Source organism: Streptomyces sp. NPDC005483, assembly GCF_040606035.1.
Taxonomy (GTDB): domain Bacteria; phylum Actinomycetota; class Actinomycetes; order Streptomycetales; family Streptomycetaceae; genus Streptomyces.
This window is the reverse complement of record NZ_JBEXEA010000002.1, coordinates 76,194-95,880: the sequence shown is the minus strand read 5'-3', so window position 1 is coordinate 95,880 and position 19,687 is coordinate 76,194. Positions and strand designations below refer to the sequence as shown.

At 69.5% G+C, this 19,687-nt stretch carries 15 protein-coding genes and 1 pseudogene; 4 read left to right on the top strand and 12 right to left on the bottom strand.

What is annotated here, in order from left to right; all coding sequences use genetic code 11:
- Positions 1–30: 30 nt before the first annotated feature.
- From ABZT06_RS03770 to ABZT06_RS03760, 3 genes and pseudogenes are all read right to left on the bottom strand, one after another.
- Positions 31–1,944: pseudogene (locus ABZT06_RS03770) on the bottom strand (glycogen debranching N-terminal domain-containing protein).
- A 26-nt stretch (positions 1,945–1,970) separates the two neighbouring features.
- Positions 1,971–2,360, bottom strand: coding sequence for a hypothetical protein (locus ABZT06_RS03765; RefSeq protein ID WP_355734292.1), 390 nt, complete (start codon positions 2,358–2,360; stop codon positions 1,971–1,973).
- 242 nt (positions 2,361–2,602) lie between these two features.
- A complete protein-coding gene (locus tag ABZT06_RS03760; protein ID WP_355734289.1) occupies positions 2,603–4,330 on the bottom strand; it encodes a DUF4192 domain-containing protein in 1,728 nt (575 codons plus the stop codon).
- A gap of 141 nt (positions 4,331–4,471) precedes the next feature.
- Between ABZT06_RS03760 and ABZT06_RS03755 the strand changes: the two genes are divergently transcribed.
- The gene (locus tag ABZT06_RS03755) at positions 4,472–6,643 is read left to right on the top strand and encodes a RecQ family ATP-dependent DNA helicase (RefSeq protein WP_355734287.1); all 2,172 of its coding nucleotides are present in this window, start codon (positions 4,472–4,474) and stop codon (positions 6,641–6,643) included.
- 292 nt (positions 6,644–6,935) lie between these two features.
- Positions 6,936–7,568 (top strand): hypothetical protein, encoded by a 633-nt coding sequence (locus tag ABZT06_RS03750; protein WP_355734284.1) that lies wholly within the window; start codon positions 6,936–6,938, stop codon positions 7,566–7,568.
- 214 nt (positions 7,569–7,782) lie between these two features.
- Here the strand turns inward: ABZT06_RS03750 and ABZT06_RS03745 are convergent, their stop codons facing one another.
- From ABZT06_RS03745 to ABZT06_RS03735, 3 genes are all read right to left on the bottom strand, one after another.
- Positions 7,783–8,442, bottom strand: a complete 660-nt coding sequence (locus ABZT06_RS03745) for a hypothetical protein (RefSeq protein ID WP_355734281.1) — start codon at positions 8,440–8,442, stop codon at positions 7,783–7,785.
- 68 nt (positions 8,443–8,510) lie between these two features.
- A complete protein-coding gene (locus ABZT06_RS03740; protein WP_355734278.1) occupies positions 8,511–9,212 on the bottom strand; it encodes a ribonuclease HII in 702 nt (233 codons plus the stop codon).
- Between the two features lie 81 nt (positions 9,213–9,293).
- A complete protein-coding gene (locus tag ABZT06_RS03735; RefSeq protein WP_355734276.1) occupies positions 9,294–9,917 on the bottom strand; it encodes a TetR/AcrR family transcriptional regulator in 624 nt (207 codons plus the stop codon).
- A gap of 187 nt (positions 9,918–10,104) precedes the next feature.
- On the opposite strand from ABZT06_RS03735, the gene ABZT06_RS03730 reads away from it, so the two are divergent.
- Positions 10,105–11,652, top strand: a complete 1,548-nt coding sequence (locus ABZT06_RS03730; RefSeq protein ID WP_355734273.1) for an MFS transporter — start codon at positions 10,105–10,107, stop codon at positions 11,650–11,652.
- A 277-nt stretch (positions 11,653–11,929) separates the two neighbouring features.
- Here the strand turns inward: ABZT06_RS03730 and ABZT06_RS03725 are convergent, their stop codons facing one another.
- The 3 genes from ABZT06_RS03725 to ABZT06_RS03715 form a co-directional block, all read right to left on the bottom strand.
- Positions 11,930–12,835: an ADP-ribosylglycohydrolase family protein gene (locus tag ABZT06_RS03725; protein WP_355734270.1), complete on the bottom strand. Its 906-nt coding sequence runs from the start codon at positions 12,833–12,835 to the stop codon at positions 11,930–11,932.
- A gap of 12 nt (positions 12,836–12,847) precedes the next feature.
- Positions 12,848–13,507 carry a histidine phosphatase family protein gene (locus tag ABZT06_RS03720; protein WP_355734268.1) on the bottom strand — a complete coding sequence of 220 codons (660 nt, stop codon included), beginning with the start codon at positions 13,505–13,507 and terminating at the stop codon, positions 12,848–12,850.
- Positions 13,508–13,626: 119 nt separating this feature from the next.
- The gene (locus ABZT06_RS03715; protein WP_355735506.1) at positions 13,627–14,232 is read right to left on the bottom strand and encodes a YdbC family protein; all 606 of its coding nucleotides are present in this window, start codon (positions 14,230–14,232) and stop codon (positions 13,627–13,629) included.
- Between the two features lie 148 nt (positions 14,233–14,380).
- Between ABZT06_RS03715 and ABZT06_RS03710 the strand changes: the two genes are divergently transcribed.
- Positions 14,381–14,905: a TerD family protein gene (locus tag ABZT06_RS03710; protein ID WP_355734266.1), complete on the top strand. Its 525-nt coding sequence runs from the start codon at positions 14,381–14,383 to the stop codon at positions 14,903–14,905.
- Between the two features lie 4 nt (positions 14,906–14,909).
- Here the strand turns inward: ABZT06_RS03710 and ABZT06_RS03705 are convergent, their stop codons facing one another.
- From ABZT06_RS03705 to nrdR, 3 genes are all read right to left on the bottom strand, one after another.
- A complete protein-coding gene (locus ABZT06_RS03705) occupies positions 14,910–15,617 on the bottom strand; it encodes a DUF6215 domain-containing protein (RefSeq protein WP_355734263.1) in 708 nt (235 codons plus the stop codon).
- A 144-nt stretch (positions 15,618–15,761) separates the two neighbouring features.
- On the bottom strand, positions 15,762–18,662 hold the full coding sequence (locus tag ABZT06_RS03700; protein ID WP_355734261.1) for a vitamin B12-dependent ribonucleotide reductase: 2,901 nt from the start codon (positions 18,660–18,662) through the stop codon (positions 15,762–15,764).
- A gap of 161 nt (positions 18,663–18,823) precedes the next feature.
- Entirely contained in the window at positions 18,824–19,402 is a 579-nt protein-coding gene (nrdR, locus tag ABZT06_RS03695; protein ID WP_355734258.1) for a transcriptional regulator NrdR, read from the bottom strand.
- Between the last annotated feature and the right edge of the window lie 285 nt (positions 19,403–19,687).

Below are 19,687 nucleotides of genomic sequence, written 5' to 3'. Positions count from 1 at the left end.
TGTGTCTGCCGGAAGGGATGTCGTGCCAGGTCATTCCCCTAGTTGCAGCTCTTCGGCGGCCTCCTCCACCATGGCGAGCCCGAGTCTGCTGACCCGCACCGAGAACGGGGCCCCCGCGATCCGCAGTCCGGTCAGACCGATCTCACCGAGCGGCGCACTGCGCAGGGGACGAAGTGTGACCGCCTTCGCCGGGACATCGGGGCGGATACCCGCGAGGGCGCTCAGCAACAGGACTCCGGCGGCCGCTGCCGTGGCGGCCGGGCGGCAGGCCGCCGGGTGTGGGAGGGGAGCGCTCCCGTCGGTGCGCTGCTCGCCCGCGTACATCTCGGGGAGCCGGTGACCGAATGCCTCAGCCGCGGCCAGCAGACCCCGCAGGAGCGAGCCGGCCTGCTTCTCGTACCCGGCGGCAGCCAGGACCGCGACGGCGATCGCACTCTCGTGGACTGTCACGGCACCCGTGCGATGACCGAACGGGTTGTAGCCCGCCTCTTTCGTGCCCAGTCCGCGCAGCCCCCAGCCCGAGTCCATGGCGTGGCTTCCGAGCAGCCGGGCGAGCTGCCCGGTCTGCACCGTGTCGAGCAGACCGGGTGCCTGTTCGCCCCCGCCCGGCAGTCCGGTGTCCAGCAGGTGGACAGCCGTGGCGCCGAAGTGCGGCACGAGGCGTCCGTCGGGGGCCCGAGCAGCCGCCGGCCGGCCACCGCTGCGGTCTTCGACCCAGAAGTCCTCGCGGAATGCCGTGCGCGGTTCGCGGGCCCACTGCCGCAGCGCCGCACCGCCTGGTCTGCCGAACGCGTCGAGCAGGTCGGCGCCGAGGACGGCCGCGCGATGTGCGTGTGCCTGTGTTTCGCAGCGGACCGGGCCGCCGGGCTGCGGGTCGCAGAGATAGGGTCCCTCCCCCACGGCCGCCCGCAACCAGGCCAGACACCGCTCGGCTGTCGGGAGCAGCTTTCCGTCTCCTGGTGCGAAAGTCCCCACCTGAAGGCCTCCGCAAGGAGGGCGGGAAAGAGCAGGGTCGCCTCGGTGCCCGTACAACCGGCTGGAAGGTGGGCACCCGCGTCCCGCCGCGGCCCGGGGATCATGCCGGACTGCGGTGTCCGCCCGCGGAGTTGGGTGCGCGCCAGGGTGCGGAGCGTCCCCGCGGCGAGCCGGTTGCCGAGTGGCAGCGTCATACGGGCCGCCGCGAGCGCGTCGGCCGGGGCCAGACCGCAGCGCCAGGGGGCTCCGGCCGCGAGGTGGGTGTCGGTGGGGTGTGCCGGGACGCGCAGCAGCAAGGACTGGAGATCGTCGATGCTTGTGTGCAGGAGCGGCTGAATCGCGGGGTGGTCTCCCGTCGCGTCGGCGGAAGCCAGGGGGCTCGTCGCCGCGCGCCCCACAGCTCGGACGGGGCCCGCGCCCTCCAGACGCACGCGGAGTTCCAGACCGGCCGTGCCTCCTGGGGGCAGGTCGAACTCCCAGCGCAGCAGGCCTGCCGACGCGAGTGCGTCGGTGGGTGGTGGGTCGGACGTGACTGACGCCCCGCCGGCCGCGCAGGACCAGCGCAGGCCGAAGTCGTGGACCATTGCGGGCAGTTCTGGTCCCGCTCGACCCGATGCGATCGCGCCCAGGTCCGCCAGGTCCGTACCGAGTGCCACCTCCACCGGCAGTCGAGGGGGCGGGTGGCGGAACTGTGCAGCATGATGCGTTCCGTCCCATCCGCGTGGCGGATGCGCTCCACGACGACGTCAGGGTCCGGGCCTCCGCCCGGGAGATGCGCGAGGTGGCCACGAAGCGAGCGCGATCCGCCGCGGTCGTCCGGGCCTGTATCGCGAGCGGCTCACGGCCGGCGACACGGATCTGACACCGGGAGAGCACACGTCGGCCCGCGCGGTAGAAGCCCTCCAGCCCCTGACCGGTCAACTGCCCTTGCTGCGTGGAGATGGCGAGGCCGAGGAGCGCCACGCACATGATGACCGAGTGCGCCCGGGGGGAGATCAGCTGGGCCTCGGGGGCCCGAAAAGGAGTTCTGCGGCGACCTGGACGCCACGGGGGAAGGCGGGCGAGCAGGACGGGCCGTCGAAGGTGGAGTCCGGCCTTGCCACGTCGGTGTCGGCGGGCGTCGTACCCGGCCCCTCCGGCGGCGGGGGCGACGGCTGGCGGTCCCACGACAGCGAGGGAGTGGTGTCCTTCCGGTCTTGTTCCGGATTCGGGTTCCGGCGGTGTTCCGCCGCGGTCGAGGTGTGCTGGGTGCCGTTCGGGAACCTCGGCTCAGGCGTGCCGATGTCCGTGACGCGCGGCGAACCGGCGCTACCTTTCCACACCGTCGTCGGCGCGCCAAGGGTGGGGCGGCCGTCGTCGGTCGAGGGCGGAGTCGGCTGATGCATGGGGCGCTTCCTCTGCGCTCTGCGCGACTCGGGCGGGTTCGGCGCCCGGTGCGGGGCTCCTGAAGGGCATGGATGATGCGGCGGTACGGTCCGGTAGGGGGTTCCGCCACTCAGGTGAACGGGACGGGCCTGTTCAGGGTCACGCCCACGGGCCGGGAAGCCGACCGAATGGCGGCGGCCCGAAGCCGCCACCCGGCGGCACAGGTGTGACCACCCGCGCGCGACACGCTTCCAGCGGTCACTCATCCTTCCTCCTCGGCGGCATCGCCCCCGGGCCGTGTGCCCCCGGCTCGGCGCGCGTCGCTCTTGCCGCTGGTGCGGCGGACGGCACCGGGACGCGTGCCGCGGGCAGACCGGGAGCGTGGGCGGGATTCCTCGGCGCAGGGCTGTCGCCCCTCCGTCTCCGCGGGCTGGGGACGGACATCGGCACGAGCGCCGGGACGTACCCGCTTGCGTCGACGGGAGGCCGTGGTGGGCGGTGGCGTCGGCATAGGGCGGTCGGCGCCGGAAGGGCGCGGCGACAGGGCACTTTCGGCATGAGGCGGGCATACAGCCGGCGCCTCCCTGGGGTTGCCGGGCAGTTCCATGGTTCCGTCGCGACCGGGCGAGGAGGCCGTCCGACTTCCTCCAGGACCGGGTGACTTCGGGCCCGTCAGATCCTCGGCCGTCTCCACGACGGCGGGCTGGACGACCTCCGACCGCGCGCGTGCCTCGCGCCCCACGCGTTCCGCGCGCAGGCAGCGGCGGATGGACTCCGGGTCGAGTCCCTCGTTGCATGCCTGGTGCAGGAGGCGGGCGAAGAGATAGCTGGGATCTGCGCCCAGGGCCATGGCCAGCGCCTCCCTGGCCTCGATCTCGTCACCGGTGGACCAGGCGACCCATCCGGCGAGGGTGAGCGGTGCCGCCGCATGCTCGCCGTAGGGTCCGACGCACCGGCGGGCCAACGCACGCCACAGACGCAGGGCCGGTCCGGCCTCCTCGGCCTCCATCCACTCGGCCGCGCGGTCCCGGGTCGTACGGTCCTGCAGGCCGAGGATGAGGACCGCCGCGTCTTCGTGCCCCAGCAGTCCGTCGTCCCGAAGGTCGGCCTGGAGGGCCCTCGGCACGGGCGCTGCGTCGGCGAAGCGTGTCATGGTGCGCCTGGCCAGCCGCAGCGTCTCCTCGGCCACGTCCGCCCGGCTCGCCTGTTCGAGCATCCTGGGAACCAGGGCCATGCCGGCGGTGTCCAGCGCGACTTCCTGTTCCAGTGCGGCCGCGGTCTCCCAGGGCTGCAGCCTGGCCCGCAGCTCGCGCAGTGTGCCGCGCACCTGCAATCCGGCGTATGTGGCCGCGGCGGCGAGCACCGATGTGCCGGGCAGTCCCATCGGGAGTCCCTCCGCGGGGCAGCATTCCTCGCTCGGGCAGCAGTACGACCAGTAGCGGCCGTCAGAGATGCACACGGCCTCGATCACAGGAACGTCGAGGCGGCCGCACTCCGTGCGCAGCAGCCCGGCGAGCGGGGCGAGCCGCTCCGTGATCTGCCTGCCCGTCTCACCGGCCCCCGGTTCCTGGCAGAGGTAGGCGACCATCTGCTCGGGGCGGCCGCCCCTGCGCTCGCTGCCGGCGATCAGTCCGTGGGCCAACTGCCGGGCCACGGCCGGCCAGTCGTCCTTGTTCGCGGGAATGCCCAGCCGGGCCCGCCCTCCGAACCGACCGCGGCCGCCCCGGTCGTGCAGGGCGACCAAGACGATGCTGTCCTCGGGCCGGTACCCGAGCAGGTAGGGCAGGGCATCGGCCAGTTCACCCGGAGTACGCAGGGTGACCTGGTGTTCGGCGCCATGTGCGTCAAATCCGACCCGGTCGCCGATCCCCTGGCTGTCGTTGTCCCGCCCCTCGCCGCTCCGCCCGTCGCCACCGTTGCTTCCGCCACTGTTCCGTCCGCGGTTGTTGCCGTTTGCGGCGGGTCCCGTCGTTTCGCTGTGATTCGTCATGCGCAGACGATCTCGCGGATCCCGATGTTCCGTTTGAGCCTGTGGATAAGTCCGATCAGGGCCACGACAAACCCCGCCCCGTCGTCCACAGCCGGGCCGCCGCGACGCCCCGCTGTCGGAGGCGTCCTGTTGTATGGGGGCATGACGCACACGAGCAAGACGGAGCTGCGCGAGGCTGCCGACGGGATCCTCGTCCGACTCGTCGGGGACAACACCGGATCGGCGCGGCTGCGCGAGGACCAGTGGCGGGCCATCGAGGCGCTGGTCGCCGACAAGCGCCGGGCCCTGGTCGTCCAGCGCACGGGATGGGGCAAGTCCGCGGTGTACTTCGTGGCGACGGCCCTGCTGCGCGAGCGCGGTGCCGGGCCGACCGTGATCGTCTCTCCGCTGCTCGCGCTCATGCGCAACCAGGTCGAGGCCGCTGCCCGTGCCGGCATCCACGCCCGGACCATCAACTCCTCCAACCCAGAGGAGTGGGAGACCATCCGCGCCGAGGTCGCAGCGGGCACCGTGGACGTGCTGCTCGTGAGCCCCGAGCGGCTCAACAACCCGGACTTCCGTGACAACGTTCTGCCCGAGCTGTCTGCCACCACCGGCCTTCTCGTCGTCGACGAGGCGCACTGCATCTCCGACTGGGGCCACGACTTCCGCCCCGACTACCGTCGGCTGCGCACCATGCTGACCGACCTCCCGTCCGGGGTGCCGGTGCTGGCCACCACCGCCACGGCCAATGCCCGGGTCACCGCGGACGTGGCGGAGCAGCTGGGCACCGGCAGCAGCTCGGACGCGCTGGTCCTGCGCGGTCCGCTCGACCGCGAGAGCCTGAGCCTCGGTGTGCTCCGACTGCCCGACGCGGCCCACCGGCTGGCCTGGCTCGCCGATCACCTCGACGACCTGCCGGGCTCCGGCATCATCTACACGCTGACGGTGGCCGCCGCCGAGGAGATCACCGCCTTCCTGCGGCAGTGCGGGCACACCGTCGCCTCGTACACGGGAAAGACGGAGAACGCCGAACGCCAGCAGGCCGAGGAAGCCCTCCTCGCGAACAAGGTCAAGGCGCTGGTGGCCACGTCCGCGCTGGGCATGGGGTTCGACAAGCCCGACCTCGGCTTCGTCGTCCATGTCGGCTCGCCCTCCTCGCCCATCGCCTACTACCAGCAGGTCGGCCGCGCCGGACGCGGTGTCGAGCATGCCGAGGTCCTGCTCCTGCCCGGCCGTGAGGACGAGGCGATCTGGTCCTACTTCGCCTCCGTGGCGTTTCCGCCCGAGGAAGCCGTACGACGCACTCTGGACGCCCTCGCCCAGGCGGACCGGCCGCTGTCGCTGCCCGCACTCGAACCGCTGGTGGAACTCAACCGCACCCGCTTGGAGATCATGCTCAAGGTGCTGGACGTCGACGGCGCGGTCCACCGGGTCAAGGGCGGCTGGATCGCCACCGGAGCACCCTGGTCGTACGACAGCGAGCGTTACGCCTGGGTCGCCAAGCAGCGCGCCACGGAACAGCAGGCCATGCGCGACTACGCCACCACCACGGGCTGCCGTATGGAGTTCCTGAGGCGGCAGTTGGACGACGAGCAGGCGGCTCCCTGCGGCCGCTGCGACAACTGCGCCGGACCCCGATTCACCGCCGACATCTCCGCTGCCGCCCTGGACACGGCAGGTGGCTCGCTCTCCCGCGCCGGCGTCGTGGTGGAGCCCCGCCGCATGTGGCCGACCGGCCTCCCGGCCATCGGCGTCGACCTGAAGGGCCGTATTCCGCCGGGCGAGCAGGCTTTGCCGGGCCGGGCGCTGGGCCGGATGTCGGACATCGGCTGGGGCAACCGCCTCAGGCCGCTGCTCGCACCCCAGACTCCGGACGCGCCCGCCCCCGACGACGTGGCGAACGCCGTCGTGACCGTGCTGGCCGACTGGGCCAAGTCGCCCGACGGCTGGGCCTCCGGCGCCCCGGACGCGCCGGCTCGCCCTGTCGGGGTCGTCACCGTTCCCTCGCGCAGCCGGCCCCAGTTGGTCCACTCGCTGGGGAGTCGGATCTCCGCCGTCGGCCGCCTCCCGTTCCTGGGGTCACTCGCGTACACGGACCACTCAGACGACCTCTCCCTGCCCCGCTCCAACAGCGCTCAGCGTCTGCGGGCCCTGCATGGGGCGCTCATCGTGCCTCCGCCCCTGCGGGAGGCGCTGCAGGCGGCCGCAGGTCCCGTACTGCTCGTCGACGACATCACCGAGACCGGCTGGACCCTCGCGGTCGCCGCCCGACTGCTGTCGCGGTCAGGTGCCCAGGGGGTCTTGCCTCTGGTGCTGGCCGTACGCGGTTGAGCAGGCGCCGGAGGTGACAACGCGCCACGCGCGTACCGGTTCGGGCCTGAAACCGGTGGGCTCGGAGGTCCCGGGCGTCGCCCGGTAAAACACTGGGTAGGGATATAAGCCACCAACCGCCTGATTGGGGTCGGCGGACCCAATTGCTCGTTGCCGCAACCAAGTTCGACAGGAAGAATTGAGGTCCGCTCCCCGCACGGCTTGTCCGTAGTCCGGTAGGGCTCTGCTGCGGTGCGCGCTCCCCCGAATCCGACCCCGCCCGCCGTATGGGCGCGTAGCCGAAGGGAGGACCGTGACCTTCGGATTCGCTCCGTCCTCCGCGGCGTCCACGTCGTCAGCCGACCTGTCCGCCGCACCCGCCAACCCTCTGGCCCGTCTGCTCGAACCCGCCGAGTGGGCCGAGGCCGGCATCCCGCTGCTGCGCAACCCGCGCGAGGTCGTCAGCGGGCTCCACTCACGACACCGCCCCAAACCGGCGACCGCGATCGTAGCGGTCCTCGACCCGGACGAACGGCTGCGGGCGAGCGCCTCGTTCACGCGCCGCCCGGCACCGGCCGACGGCTGGATGTTCCGGAACACGCTGCTGGCCCAGCTGCGCCGGGTGATCCCGCACGACCTCCGGCGCCGCACCCCGGTGCGCACCGCCGTGCTGCTCTACTGCCGTGAGGGCGACGCGCGTTGGACGGAGGAGGACGGCGCGTGGATGTGGGGTCTGCGTGACGCCTGCACCCTGCACGGGCTGCGCTGCGGGGCGTACATCACGCTGACGCGCGACGGATGGCAGGTGCTCGGCGAGGGACGCGGCGGACGCCGGCCGAACGCGGACTCGGCGCCGGAGCCCTTCGCCACGTCCGAACTACCGCCTCTGCTGCCGCGCACCGGCGGCGCCGCCTCGGAGGTCCTGCGCCGCGCGGCGGCTCGCTGAAGCCGAGTCCGTTCCGATCACCGTTCTCGGCCGTACGTCCGTGACGTACGGCCTACGACGTCGTGGCGCATCGGGCGCACATGTTCCTGGACCCGGCATGGCGTAAGCCCGAGCCGGGACGCCCGCTCGGACGCGGGCACACCGAAGCACTCGCCGTGCAGGTGCCGCGCAGGCGGCACCTGTCCACACCCCCGGTATTGCTACCGAAACCGGATCAGACGCCGACGCCCAGTACCGAGTTGATCTGCTGCGGGTCGCCGCAGACGATCAGCAGGGCACCGGCCCGGGTGTGGGCCAGCGGCAGGCCCTCGGCGACAGCCGCGGCGGAACCGCCGTTGACGGCGACCACGACCACCGGACGGGACGCGGCACGGGAGGCCGCGGTGGCGTCCGCGTAGAACACGTCGTCACCGGCGTCGTGCTGGGCCCAGTAGGCGGCTTCACCGAAGGACAGCTCATGAGCGGCCCACGGATGCTGTTCGCCGGTGGTGATCACCAGCACCTCACCAGGAGCACGGCCCGACTCCAACAGGAGGTCTACAGCTTCCTCGGCAGCGTCGAGCGCACCGGCGGCCGAGGCCGGGATGAGCTGGATCTGCGGGGCCGCCGAAACCGAAGCCGAGACCGGAGTCGGGGCGACGGTGGCAGGGGCGGCAGGGCCCGGCACTGCGGGCTTGGCCACGGCCACGTCGTGCGGTGTCCGCTGCACCGGCGGCGCGGGCCGCAGGGGGCCGGGACGACCGGGGCGAGGCGGAGCCACGGGGTGTGGACCGGGTACGGGACGAGGGGTCGGCGCGATGCGGCCGCTGGCCGGAGTAGCGCGGGGACCCTGGGCGCTCTCGTGAATCTGAGGCTCCTCGGGAATGAGAGGCATGGGCTGATGTTTATCAAACGTTGGTGCGGCTCGCGTCAGCGGGTGGCACATCAGTGCGAGCAGAATCGTCAGAAATCGAAGCCGAGCTGGCCCTCGATCTTCGGAACGCTTCCGTCCGCCCAGCTGCGGGCCTTCTTGAGGTGCCGCCACTGGGGCAGCGCATCAAGATACGCCCACGACAACCGGTGGTACGGGGTGGGGCCCCGAACCTCCAGCGCGGCCTTGTGCACGGGCGAGGGATACCCGGCGTTGGCCGCGAAACCGAAGTCTGCATGGTCGATACCCAGTTCGGCCATCATTTTGTCGCGCTGAACCTTGGCGATCACCGATGCCGCAGCGACCGCCACGCAGGATTGGTCGCCCTTGATCACGGTCCGGACCTTCCAGGGCGTTCCGAGATAGTCGTGCTTCCCGTCGAGGATCACCGCGTCCGGACGGACCGGGAGCGCCTCCAGGGCGCGCACGGCGGCGATCCGCAGGGCAGCCGTCATCCCCAGCTCGTCGATCTCTTCGTGACTCGCGTGCCCCAGGGCGTACGACGTCACCCAGGTCCGCAGTTCCTCTGCGAGTTCGGTACGGCGTTTGACGCTGAGCAGTTTGGAGTCGGTGAGGCCTTGGGGCGGTCGGCGCAGTCCGGTGACCGCCGCGCAGACGGTGACAGGGCCGGCCCAGGCACCTCGCCCCACCTCGTCGACACCGGCAATAATCTTCGCTCCGGTCGTGGCACGAAGAGAGCGCTCGACAGTGTGAGTAGGCGGTTCGTACGGCATGGCGCCCTTAGCCTACGCCGCTCGGATCACCCTGCGACACCCGGTTTCCCCGGACGGTGCCGAGAGGTCCACGAAGAGCACTCACGGTCCGCTCGACCGCAGCAGGGGCAGCATGAACTGGTCGATCATCTCTTCGATGTCGCGGTCACCCCATTCGCTACCGCGCATCTTGGAGCGATACATCATCATGGCGGGGATGGCATCGAAGACATAGTCGTTCGCCGCGTCAGGACGCACCTCACCGCGCTCTATTCCACGGGTGATGATCTCGCGAAGCAGCTTGACGCTCGGCTCGACGACCCCCTGGAAGATCACGGCGTGAAAGCGCTCCGCCTGAGCTTGGTCGCATTCGTGAATGACAGAACGCAGCGCGAAGCCGGGGCGCGAGAACATCGCCTCGCGCGCCTGACGGCACAGTTCGAGCAGGTCCTCGCGCACGCCACCAAGGTCGGGGGCCTCCTCGAAACGCGGCAGCCCGGCCCGAAGGGCGTCCGCGACGAGATCCTCCTTGGACGGCCAGCGGCGATAGACCGCGGCCTTGCCGGTCTGCGCTCCGGCGGCGACACCCTCCATCGTGAGGCTGTTCCAGCCGACCGTACTGAGCTGCTCCAGCGCGGCGTCGAGGATCGCACGCTCCAGCACGGCGCCGCGCCGACGGAGGGAGGCCGTCTGAGCGGGGGCGGCCGTCCAGCGCGAGGTAACCATCTGAGTGTCTCCAGCGAACAGGGAAGCGGGGATTTCGGGGAGGGACGGGACACCGTGCGGCGACAAAGGGGGATACGCCGCGCGCCGACAAACTTAAGTGAACGCTTGCGTTCACTACCGGGGACTCACTACCGTTGACGCAACAGTGAACGCGTCCGTTCACTAACGCGCTTGTGGGGGACCCATAGTGACAACCTCTCAGTTGATCAAGGATCAGAAACCGGGTGCGGCCCGCCGGGAGGGGCGACCTGGCATCGCCCTCGCCGTCATCGCCGCCTGCCAACTCATGGTGGTACTCGACGCGACGATTGTGAACATCGCGCTGCCGCACATTCAAGACGCTCTCAAGTTCAGCACCACCGACCTCACATGGGTCGTCAGCGCCTACACGCTCACCTTCGGCGGCCTGCTGCTTCTGGGGGGCCGCGCGGGTGACATCCTCGGGCGCCGCCGGGTCTTCATGACCGGCATCCTGCTGTTCACCTTCGCCTCCCTGCTCGGCGGTCTCGCCCAGGAGCCCTGGCAGTTGCTGGCCGCTCGTGTCCTGCAAGGGGTGGGGGGCGCGATCGCGTCGCCGACCTCGCTGGCACTGATCACCACCACGTTCCCCGAGGGACCGGAGCGGAACCGGGCCTTCGGTGTCTTCGCCGCCGTCTCCGCGGGCGGTGGTGCCATAGGCCTGCTGGCCGGAGGCATGCTCACCGAATGGCTCGACTGGCGATGGGTGCTCTTCGTCAACGTGCCGATCGGCGTGCTGATCGCCGTCCTCACCCCGCTGTACATCAGCGAGTCCGAACGACACAGCGGCCGCTTCGACATCGCGGGCGCCCTGACCTCCACGGGAGGCATGGCCCTGCTGGTCTACGGCTTCATCCGCGCCGCGGACGAGGGCTGGCGGGACAACCTGACCATCGGGTCCTTCGTCATCGCCGTGGTGCTCCTGCTCGCCTTCGCCTTCATCGAGTCGCGCGCCAAGGAGCCGATCACTCCCCTGCGGATGTTCGCCGACCGCAACCGTTCGGGCACGTACGTGATCATGTTGAGTCTCGCTGCCGCGATGTTCGGCATGTTCTTCTACATCGTTCTCTTCGTCCAGAACGTACTGGACTACAGCCCGATCCAGGCCGGTCTCGCCTTCCTGCCCGTGACCGTCGTCATCGCGCTGGGCGCGGGCCTGTCGCAGCGGTTCCTGCCGGTGCTCGGCCCCAAGCCGTTCATGCTCACGGGTTCGGCCCTCGCGGTGACCGGGCTCGCCTGGCAGGCCCTCATCAGCTCCGACAGCTCCTACGTCGGCGGGGTTCTCGGCCCCATGCTGATCTTCGGTTTCGGCATGGGCCTGAACTTCGTGACGCTGACGATCACCGCCGTCTCCGGAGTCGCCCAGCACGAGGCCGGCGCGGCCTCCGGGTTGCTCAACGCCACGCAGCAGGTCGGCGGTTCGCTCGGCCTGTCCATCCTGACGACGGTGTTCGGCTCGGCCAGCAAGGACGAGGCGGAGAAGCAGCTGCCGCATTTCATGGCCGACGGTTCGGCGGAGCAGAAGGCCGAGTTCGCCAAGACGCACCAGCTGCCCGCCCCATGGGGACACGAGGTCCTCGCCCAGGGCATCTCGTCGGGCTTCGTCGCGGCCGCCTCGATGGCCGTACTCGCCCTGGTGAGCGCCTGGTTGGTCATCAAGGTCCGCAAGAGCGACCTGGAGGCCCTCGCCGGCACGTCGGGTCCGGGTCTCGGTTGACGCAGCCGGGCTCACGGTGAGCCGCGGATGGCCGGACCGAGTCCGGTGGATCGACGGCGAGGACGACAGTCCGGCCATCCGCACCAGGAGAACCGCACACAAAAAGGCGGACAGAGGCAACCACCCCACGGCCACACCACGCCCCTCTCACGTGCCCCCTGCGAGCACCGGCCCATTCATCACACGGCAACTGCTACACCAACGAGCATCCGGTTACGCAGAGTTCCCCACATGTACGGAGAGTTTCGACATCGTGGAGGACGGCCCGCACGGGCTCCTACTGCGGCACCTGCAGCCACTCCGGAAACGTCTCGGTCCGTTCCACCCACGCGGCGGGCGGCGCTCCGGCCTTCCCCCCGGCGATCACACCGCCGACGATGGCGCAGGTCGTGTCGACGTCGCCGCCGACCTGGGCGGTCGTCCAGAACGCCTCTTCGTAGTCACCCAGGGACCGTGCGGCCGACCAGATCGCGAACGGCACGGTGTCGTGGGCCGTCGTACGGCGTCCGCAGCCCAGCACGGCCGCGACGGTGGAGGCGTCGCCGTAGTCGAGCATGTCGCGGGCCCGGCGCAGCCCCGCTCCGACGGCACTCTTCGGGACGAGCGCGATGACACCGTCCAGAAGCGCACCAGGACTGGGCGGACCGCCGGGAGCGGCGGCCAGCGCGGCGGCCGCGGCGACGGCCATGGCGCCGACGACGGCCTCACGGTGCTGATGCGTCGGGTACGCCGAGATCTCCGCCTGGTGCGTGGCCTGCTCCGGGTCGTCCGCGTAGAAGGCGCCGAGGGGCGGGATGCGCATCGCGGCGCCGTTGCCCCAGGAACCCTGCCCGTTGAAGAGGGCCGCGGCGAGCTCACGCCAGTCACCGCCCTCGCGGACCAGCCGCAGCAGTCGGTTGACGGCCGGACCGTAGCCCCGGTCGAAATCGTGGTGTTCGGCGAATGAGCGGGCCAGGGCGTCCTGGTCGATGCGGTGGTGGCCGGCCAGGACGGCCACCACGGAGCAGGCCATCTCGGTGTCGTCCGTCCACTGCCAGTGGCCGGACGGCAGCTCGCGGTTCTTGAGCAGGGGGTAGTTCACCGGTACGAAGAACTGCGAGCCCAGCGCGTCCCCCACGGCAAGGCCACGCAGACTGGCGAGGGCACGGCTCAGGCGCCCGTCGAATGAGGAGTCAGCGGTCATCGGTCTGCCACTCTAATCGGTAATCCCGTACGGTTCCGGCTCTCGCCAGCGCTGGAAGGGCCGGTCAAGGGCGTACTTGCCGTCGTCCCCGAGAACGAGCATCCGCATCTCCGCGTTCCCCGGATTCGACAGCGACTCGAATTCGGCGACCGTCCAGTGGAACCACCGCATGCAGAACAGCCGCATGGCCAGGCCGTGCGTCACGATCAGGACGTTCGGCGGATGGTCGGGCGCCTCGAAACTGCGGAACAGGCTCTCCAAGAAGCCGCCGACCCGGTCGTACACGTCGGCCCCGGACTCGCCCTGGGCGAACCGGTAGAAGAAGTGCCCATAGGCGTCGCGGTACGCCTTCTGGAGACGTACGTCGTCGCGGTCCTGCCAGTTTCCCCAGTCCTGCTCCCGGAGCCGGGGTTCCTCGCGCACCCGTATGAGCTCGGGGTCCAGATGGAAGGCGCGAAGGGTCTCGTGCGTGCGGCGGTACGGAGAGACGTACACGCTGACCTGTTCGCGGCCCAGCACCTCTCGCAGCCGTTTTCCGGTCTCCTCCGCCTGCCGCCAACCCCGTTCCGTCAGGGCGAGGGCATGGTCGGGCTCGCGTTCATACACGGTGTCATCAACATTGCCCGTTGACTCCCCGTGCCGGACAAGGACGATTCGCCGTGGTCGTGCCATGCCAAGACCCTAGATCGGGTGAGGCCGTATCGAGCACTCGTCCGGGCTCCATACGGCGTAGGTCACACATTTCCCGCACCATCGGCCACTCAGAGGCGCACGGATGGTGAGTTCGGATGTCAAACCGTCCAGGCCGGTTCGAGGTCCAGGATGTCGCCCGTGAGCGCGGCGACATCGGCCTCGGTCTGGGCTCGCAGGGTGAGCCGTTCCACGCGTTCCGTGCGGTACTTGCCGTGCTCGGCGGCCGACCGCCACATCGACAGCACCAGGAACTCGTTCCCCGGGGCCTCGCCGAAGAGGCCGCGGATCATGCCGGGCGAGCCGGCCATCGCCGGATTCCAGACCTTCTCCTGCATGAGGGTGAAGTGCTCCGCGCGCTCCTCATGGACACGGCAGTGGGCAAACCGCACCAGGTCGGCGTCGGTGAAGCGGGGCTCGAAGCCCGTCTTCACATCGAAGCGGTGGTCGAACAGTTTGACCTGGATATCCTTGAACGTGCCTGACTGGGCCGCCGCGAGCCGGTCGTGGGAACGCGCCATGAAGGAGTCGTAGAAGGAACGGCTCTCCCAGAAGGAAAAGATGTGCGCCACACCCTGCCGCCCCCGGCTCCAGCCTCCGCCCTGTCCCCGAAACCCCGGCTCCCCCAGAAGCCCCGCCCACTTTCGCTGCCCCCGCTCGAAGCCGCGGCGGTCCACCACGGTGCAGCGAATCCACTTGACCAGCACCGCGCCATGGTAAGGCCACGGAGCGTGGCGCCGGTCACTCTCGGCGGCAGAGGTGACCCACGAGTGACACACTCGCGTGGCAGGATGGACAACCTGGCTTGCCTGACCGGCAGTTCGGGTCGTGGACACAGGGGGAAGGGGAAATCCGGTGAGCGGCATCAACAAGGGGATCCGCAAGGTCGAGGTCGCGCTCAAGTGGGATCCGAGTCCGGCGGGGCAGCCGCCCACCGACCTGGACATCGTCGCCGCGACGTATGTGTCGGGCGATCCGTACGGCGACCCCGCCTATGTGGTGCACTTCGACAGCCGTTCCCCCGACGGCACCATCTACCTCAACCGGGACAGCAAGGACGGCAAGGGCTTCGGCTGGGACGAGGTCATGACCCTCGAACTCGACCGGCTGGACGCCCGGTACACGCGCGTGGTCGTCGGCGCCGTCATCCAGCAGCGTTCCGCGCACCGGACCTTCGTCGGCGTGATCAACCCGGCGCTGCGGATACGCGAGGGCTACACGGTCCTGGCCGAGGACGACTTCGGCGGCGTCCTCGGGGCCACGGCCGCGAGGATCGGGGAGTTCGTACGTCAGGAATCCGGCAGCTGGGACTTCCACCCGGGGATCAGCGGCTTCGAGGACGACCCCGCGACGTTCACCCGGAGCATGGGCCGGGCGTGACGTGTCAGCCGGCGGTCCAGCCCGGGACCGTCGGCAGCACCGTCTCGGCGACACGGAACAACGCGAGGTCATCGGGCACCACGTCGTCCTGGCGCCAGATGGCGACCTCGTAGAAGCCGCCGCCGTCCTTGGTGTCCTTGGCGACCAGCAGGGTCGGGGCGATGCCGCCGGGACCGGTGTCGACCTTGCCGCCACCGAGGTTGAAGTTCAGGGCGATGGTCCGGTCCGAGTAGAGGACCGCCGGATGCCCGCCCACCGTCCTGTTCTGTGCCGACTTCCCCAGGAATTCGGCCATCTCGGCCACCGGGATGTCGTCGTCGGACGTCGAGAGCTTCACGGAGTAGGTGGCCAGCTGGATCTCCGCCTCGGGTGTGACGGTCTTGGTGCCGTCGGCCCAGGTGCTCATGCTCTCCTTGCCGCTGGCGTTCATCGCGTACTCGGTGGGTGTGCCGAGCAGCGTGGGTAGGTCCGCGCGGTTGAGAGCTGTGCACAGTTGCATCCCGGAGACGGGCTTCGAGGGACGGGCGTCGTCCGATGCGTCACACACGGCCGGGTCGGGGTCACCGGACTTTTGCTGAAAGGTCCCTGACAATAGAAGAGCAAAAAGCCCCCCGACCACCACCAGTGCAGCTATGGCCTGACCCCACTCGTTCGAGCCCTTCTCGGGCTGCCTCCCGCTCTCCGCGACATCGGCGATCTGCTGCTCGGTCATGTTCCCCGCGTCCCCCACCCTGCCGTTCGCGCCGGTCGTGCGCTGGGGGAGCCTAACGTGTGATCGTCCCGTGGAGAAACGGAAAAAAGCCAAAGGCGGTGCAGTCGATGTCCGACCGCACCGCCTTGGACCGCCTAACTCAGATCAGCTGCAACCACTGGTCGAGCCGCAGCCCTCGCAGATGTAGCAGGAACCGGCCCGCTGCATCTTCGTACCGCAGGAGAAGCACAGCGGGGCGTCGGCCTGGATGCCCAGCTGCATCTCCACCAGCTCGGCGCTGGTGTGGGCCTGCTGCGGGGCGGGCTTGGCCGCCTCGACCTCGGCCTTCGGCGTGACGACCGCCTTCAGCTCCTGGGTGCGCGGCGCCGACTGGGCCAGACCCTCGACGTCGACCTCCTCCTCGGTCGGCTCGTAGGAGCCGGTCTCGAGGTGGCGCTGACGTTCCTCGGCGGAGTGGATGCCGAGCGCGGAGCGGGTCTCGAAGGGCAGGAAGTCCAGCGCCAGGCGGCGGAAGATGTAGTCGACGATCGACTGCGCCATCCGCACGTCCGGGTCGTCCGTCATACCGGCCGGCTCGAAGCGCATGTTGGTGAACTTCGAGACGTACGTCTCCAGCGGCACGCCGTACTGGAGGCCGACGGAGACCGCGATGGAGAAGGCGTCCATCATGCCCGCGAGCGTGGAGCCCTGCTTGGACATCTTCAGGAAGACCTCGCCGAGACCGTCGTCCGGGTAGGAGTTGGCGGTCATGTAACCCTCGGCGCCGCCGACCGTGAAGGACGTCGTGATGCCGGGACGGCCCTTGGGGAGGCGCTTGCGGACCGGGCGGTACTCGATGACCTTCTCGACCGTCTCGCGGATGGTCGCCTCGGCCTTCTCCGTGACCTCGGCCTTTTCCTTCTCCTTGGTCTTCGCGGAGAGGGGCTGGCCGACCTTGCAGTTGTCGCGGTAGATGGCGAGCGCCTTGACGCCCATCTTCCAGGCCTCGAAGTAAACCTCTTCGACGTCCTCGACGGTCGCCGTCTCCGGCAGGTTGACCGTCTTGGAGAGCGCACCGGAGATCCAGGGCTGGATCGCGGCCATCATGCGGACGTGGCCCATCGCGGAGATGGAGCGCTCGCCCATGGCGCAGTCGAACACCTCGTAGTGCTCGTGCTTGAGGCCGGGGGCGTCGACGACATTGCCGTTCTCGGCGATGTGGGCGACGATCGCCTCGATCTGCTCCTCCTGGTAGCCCAGACGGCGCAGGGCCTGCGGGACGGTGCCGTTGACGATCTGCATCGAGCCGCCGCCGACCAGCTTCTTGAACTTGACCAGCGCGAGGTCGGGCTCGAGGCCGGTGGTGTCGCAGGACATCGCGAGACCGATGGTGCCGGTCGGAGCGATCACGGACGCCTGGGCGTTGCGGAAACCGTTCTTCTCACCGAGGCGCAGTACGTCCTGCCAGGCCTCCGTGGCGGCGGCCCAGATCGGCGTGTCCAGGTCGTCCATGCGGACGGCCTTGGTGTTCTCGTCGGCGTGCTGCTTCATGACGCGCAGGTGCGGCTGCGCGTTGCGGGCATAGCCGTCGTACGGGCCGACGACTGCGGCGAGTTCGGCGGAGCGCCGGTACGAGGTGCCGGTCATCAGGGAGGTGATGGAGCCGGCGAGGGCACGGCCGCCGTCGGAGTCGTAGGCGTGGCCGGTCGCCATCAGCAGGGCGCCGAGGTTGGCGTAGCCGATGCCGAGCTGGCGGAACGCACGCGTGTTCTCGCCGATCTTCTGGGTCGGGAAGTCCGCGAAGCAGATGGAGATGTCCATCGCGGTGATGACGAGCTCGACGACCTTGGCGAAACGCTCGACCTCGAAGGACTGGTTGCCCTTGCTGTCGTCCTTGAGGAACTTCATGAGGTTCAGCGAGGCGAGGTTGCAGGACGTGTTGTCCAGGTGCATGTACTCGCTGCAGGGGTTCGAGCCGTTGATACGGCCGGACTCCGGGCAGGTGTGCCAGTTGTTGATGGTGTCGTCGTACTGGATGCCCGGGTCGGCACAGGCCCACGCGGCCTCGGCCATCTTGCGGAACAGGCTCTTGGCGTCGACCTCCTCGATGACCTCACCGGTCATACGGGACGTCAGGCCGAACTTGCCGCCCGTCTCCACGGCCTTCATGAACGTGTCGTTCACACGGACCGAGTTGTTGGCGTTCTGGTACTGGACCGACGTGATGTCGTCGCCGCCCAGGTCCATGTCGAAGCCCGCGTCGCGCAGGGCGCGGATCTTCTCCTCCTCCTTCACCTTGGTCTCGATGAAGTCCTCGATGTCGGGGTGGTCGACGTCGAGGATGACCATCTTGGCGGCGCGACGCGTGGCGCCACCCGACTTGATCGTTCCCGCGGAGGCGTCGGCACCGCGCATGAAGGAGACGGGGCCCGAGGCGTTGCCGCCCGAGGACAGCAGTTCCTTTGAGGAGCGGATGCGGGAGAGGTTCAGGCCGGCACCGGAGCCGCCCTTGAAGATCATGCCCTCTTCCTTGTACCAGTCGAGGATCGACTCCATGGAGTCGTCGACGGACAGGATGAAGCAGGCGGAGACCTGCTGCGGCTGGGGCGTGCCGACGTTGAACCAGACGGGGCTGTTGAAGCTGAAGATCTGGTGCAGGAGGGCGTACGCCAGCTCGTGCTCGAAGATCTCCGCGTCGGCGGGCGAGGCGAAGTACTTGTAGTCCTCGCCGGCCTTCCGGTACGTCTTCACGATGCGGTCGATGAGCTGCTTGAGGCTCACCTCGCGCTGGGGGGTGCCGACGGCACCGCGGAAGTACTTGCTAGTGACGATGTTGACCGCGTTCACCGACCAGAAGTCGGGGAACTCGACGCCACGCTGCTCGAAGTTGACCGAGCCGTCGCGCCAGTTGGTCATGACGACGTCACGATGCGCCCATTCCACCTCGTCGTACGGGTGCACGCCGGGGGTGGTGTGGATGCGCTCGATGCGCAGGCCCTTGTTCGCAGCCGCCTTGGTGCCCTTGGCGCGGGAACTCCGTGCCGGACCGCTCGCCGTCTCTGTCATGCCGCCTCCCTGTACGGGCGAAAACGCCCTGAAGTGCCCCGTTGTTCCCGTGGCACGGTGTTCTGTCTGGTATTGCGGGCACCCACTCACTACCGCCCGCAACAGGTCTTGGTCCGCCGCCGTCCGGCCGGCCCGGGTCCTGGTCCGGTCCGGCCCGCCAATCAGTCGGCGGCGCGGGCGGGCTCGGGGACTTGAGCAGTCCCTCCGGACCCGCGGTCGTCTTCCTGGCCCCCCGCGACGGCCTCGTCGCCGCCCACAGCCTCTCCGCGGTCCTCGTCGTCCGCGGCGGGGGGTCCCGTGTCTTCCCTCAGTTCCGCGATCGCGGCCTCGAAGTCATCGAGCGAGTCGAACGCCCGGTAGACGGAGGCGAATCGCAGGTATGCGACGAGATCGAGCTCCTGCAACGGGCCGAGTATGGCCAGCCCCACGTCATGGGTCGTCAGCTCGGCGCTTCCGGTGGCCCGCACCGCCTCCTCGACCCGCTGGCCGAGCTGGGCGAGCGCGTCCTCGGTGACAGGCCGCCCCTGGCATGCCTTGCGCACACCGTTGATGACCTTGGTACGACTGAAGGGCTCGGTGACTCCGGACCGCTTGACCACCATCAACGAGCATGTCTCCACGGTCGTGAAACGACGGGAGCAGTCCGGACACTGGCGGCGCCTGCGGATCGACGTGCCGTCGTCGGTCGTACGACTGTCGACGACGCGGCTGTCGGGGTGCCTGCAGAAGGGGCAGTGCATGAACTCCCAACCCTCCTCACAGCAGACTCAATAGGCTCGCTGAGCCCCATGGGCCCCTCGAAGCAGCCCCCAGCATAGGCGATCTCAGTGGGCCTGGAGACCCGGGGGACCACAACTTCTGGGCTGCTGTAGCAATCCAAGCACTACATGTAGGGATTGGCACGGCATACACGCCGTACACGTGTGTCGCGCCCGTATTGGCATGTGCCATACGACCGTCCCGGCGCCAGGCGAACACGGCGCACAGCCGTATCGCTGCGACGCATGCGGAGATACCGTGGGCGC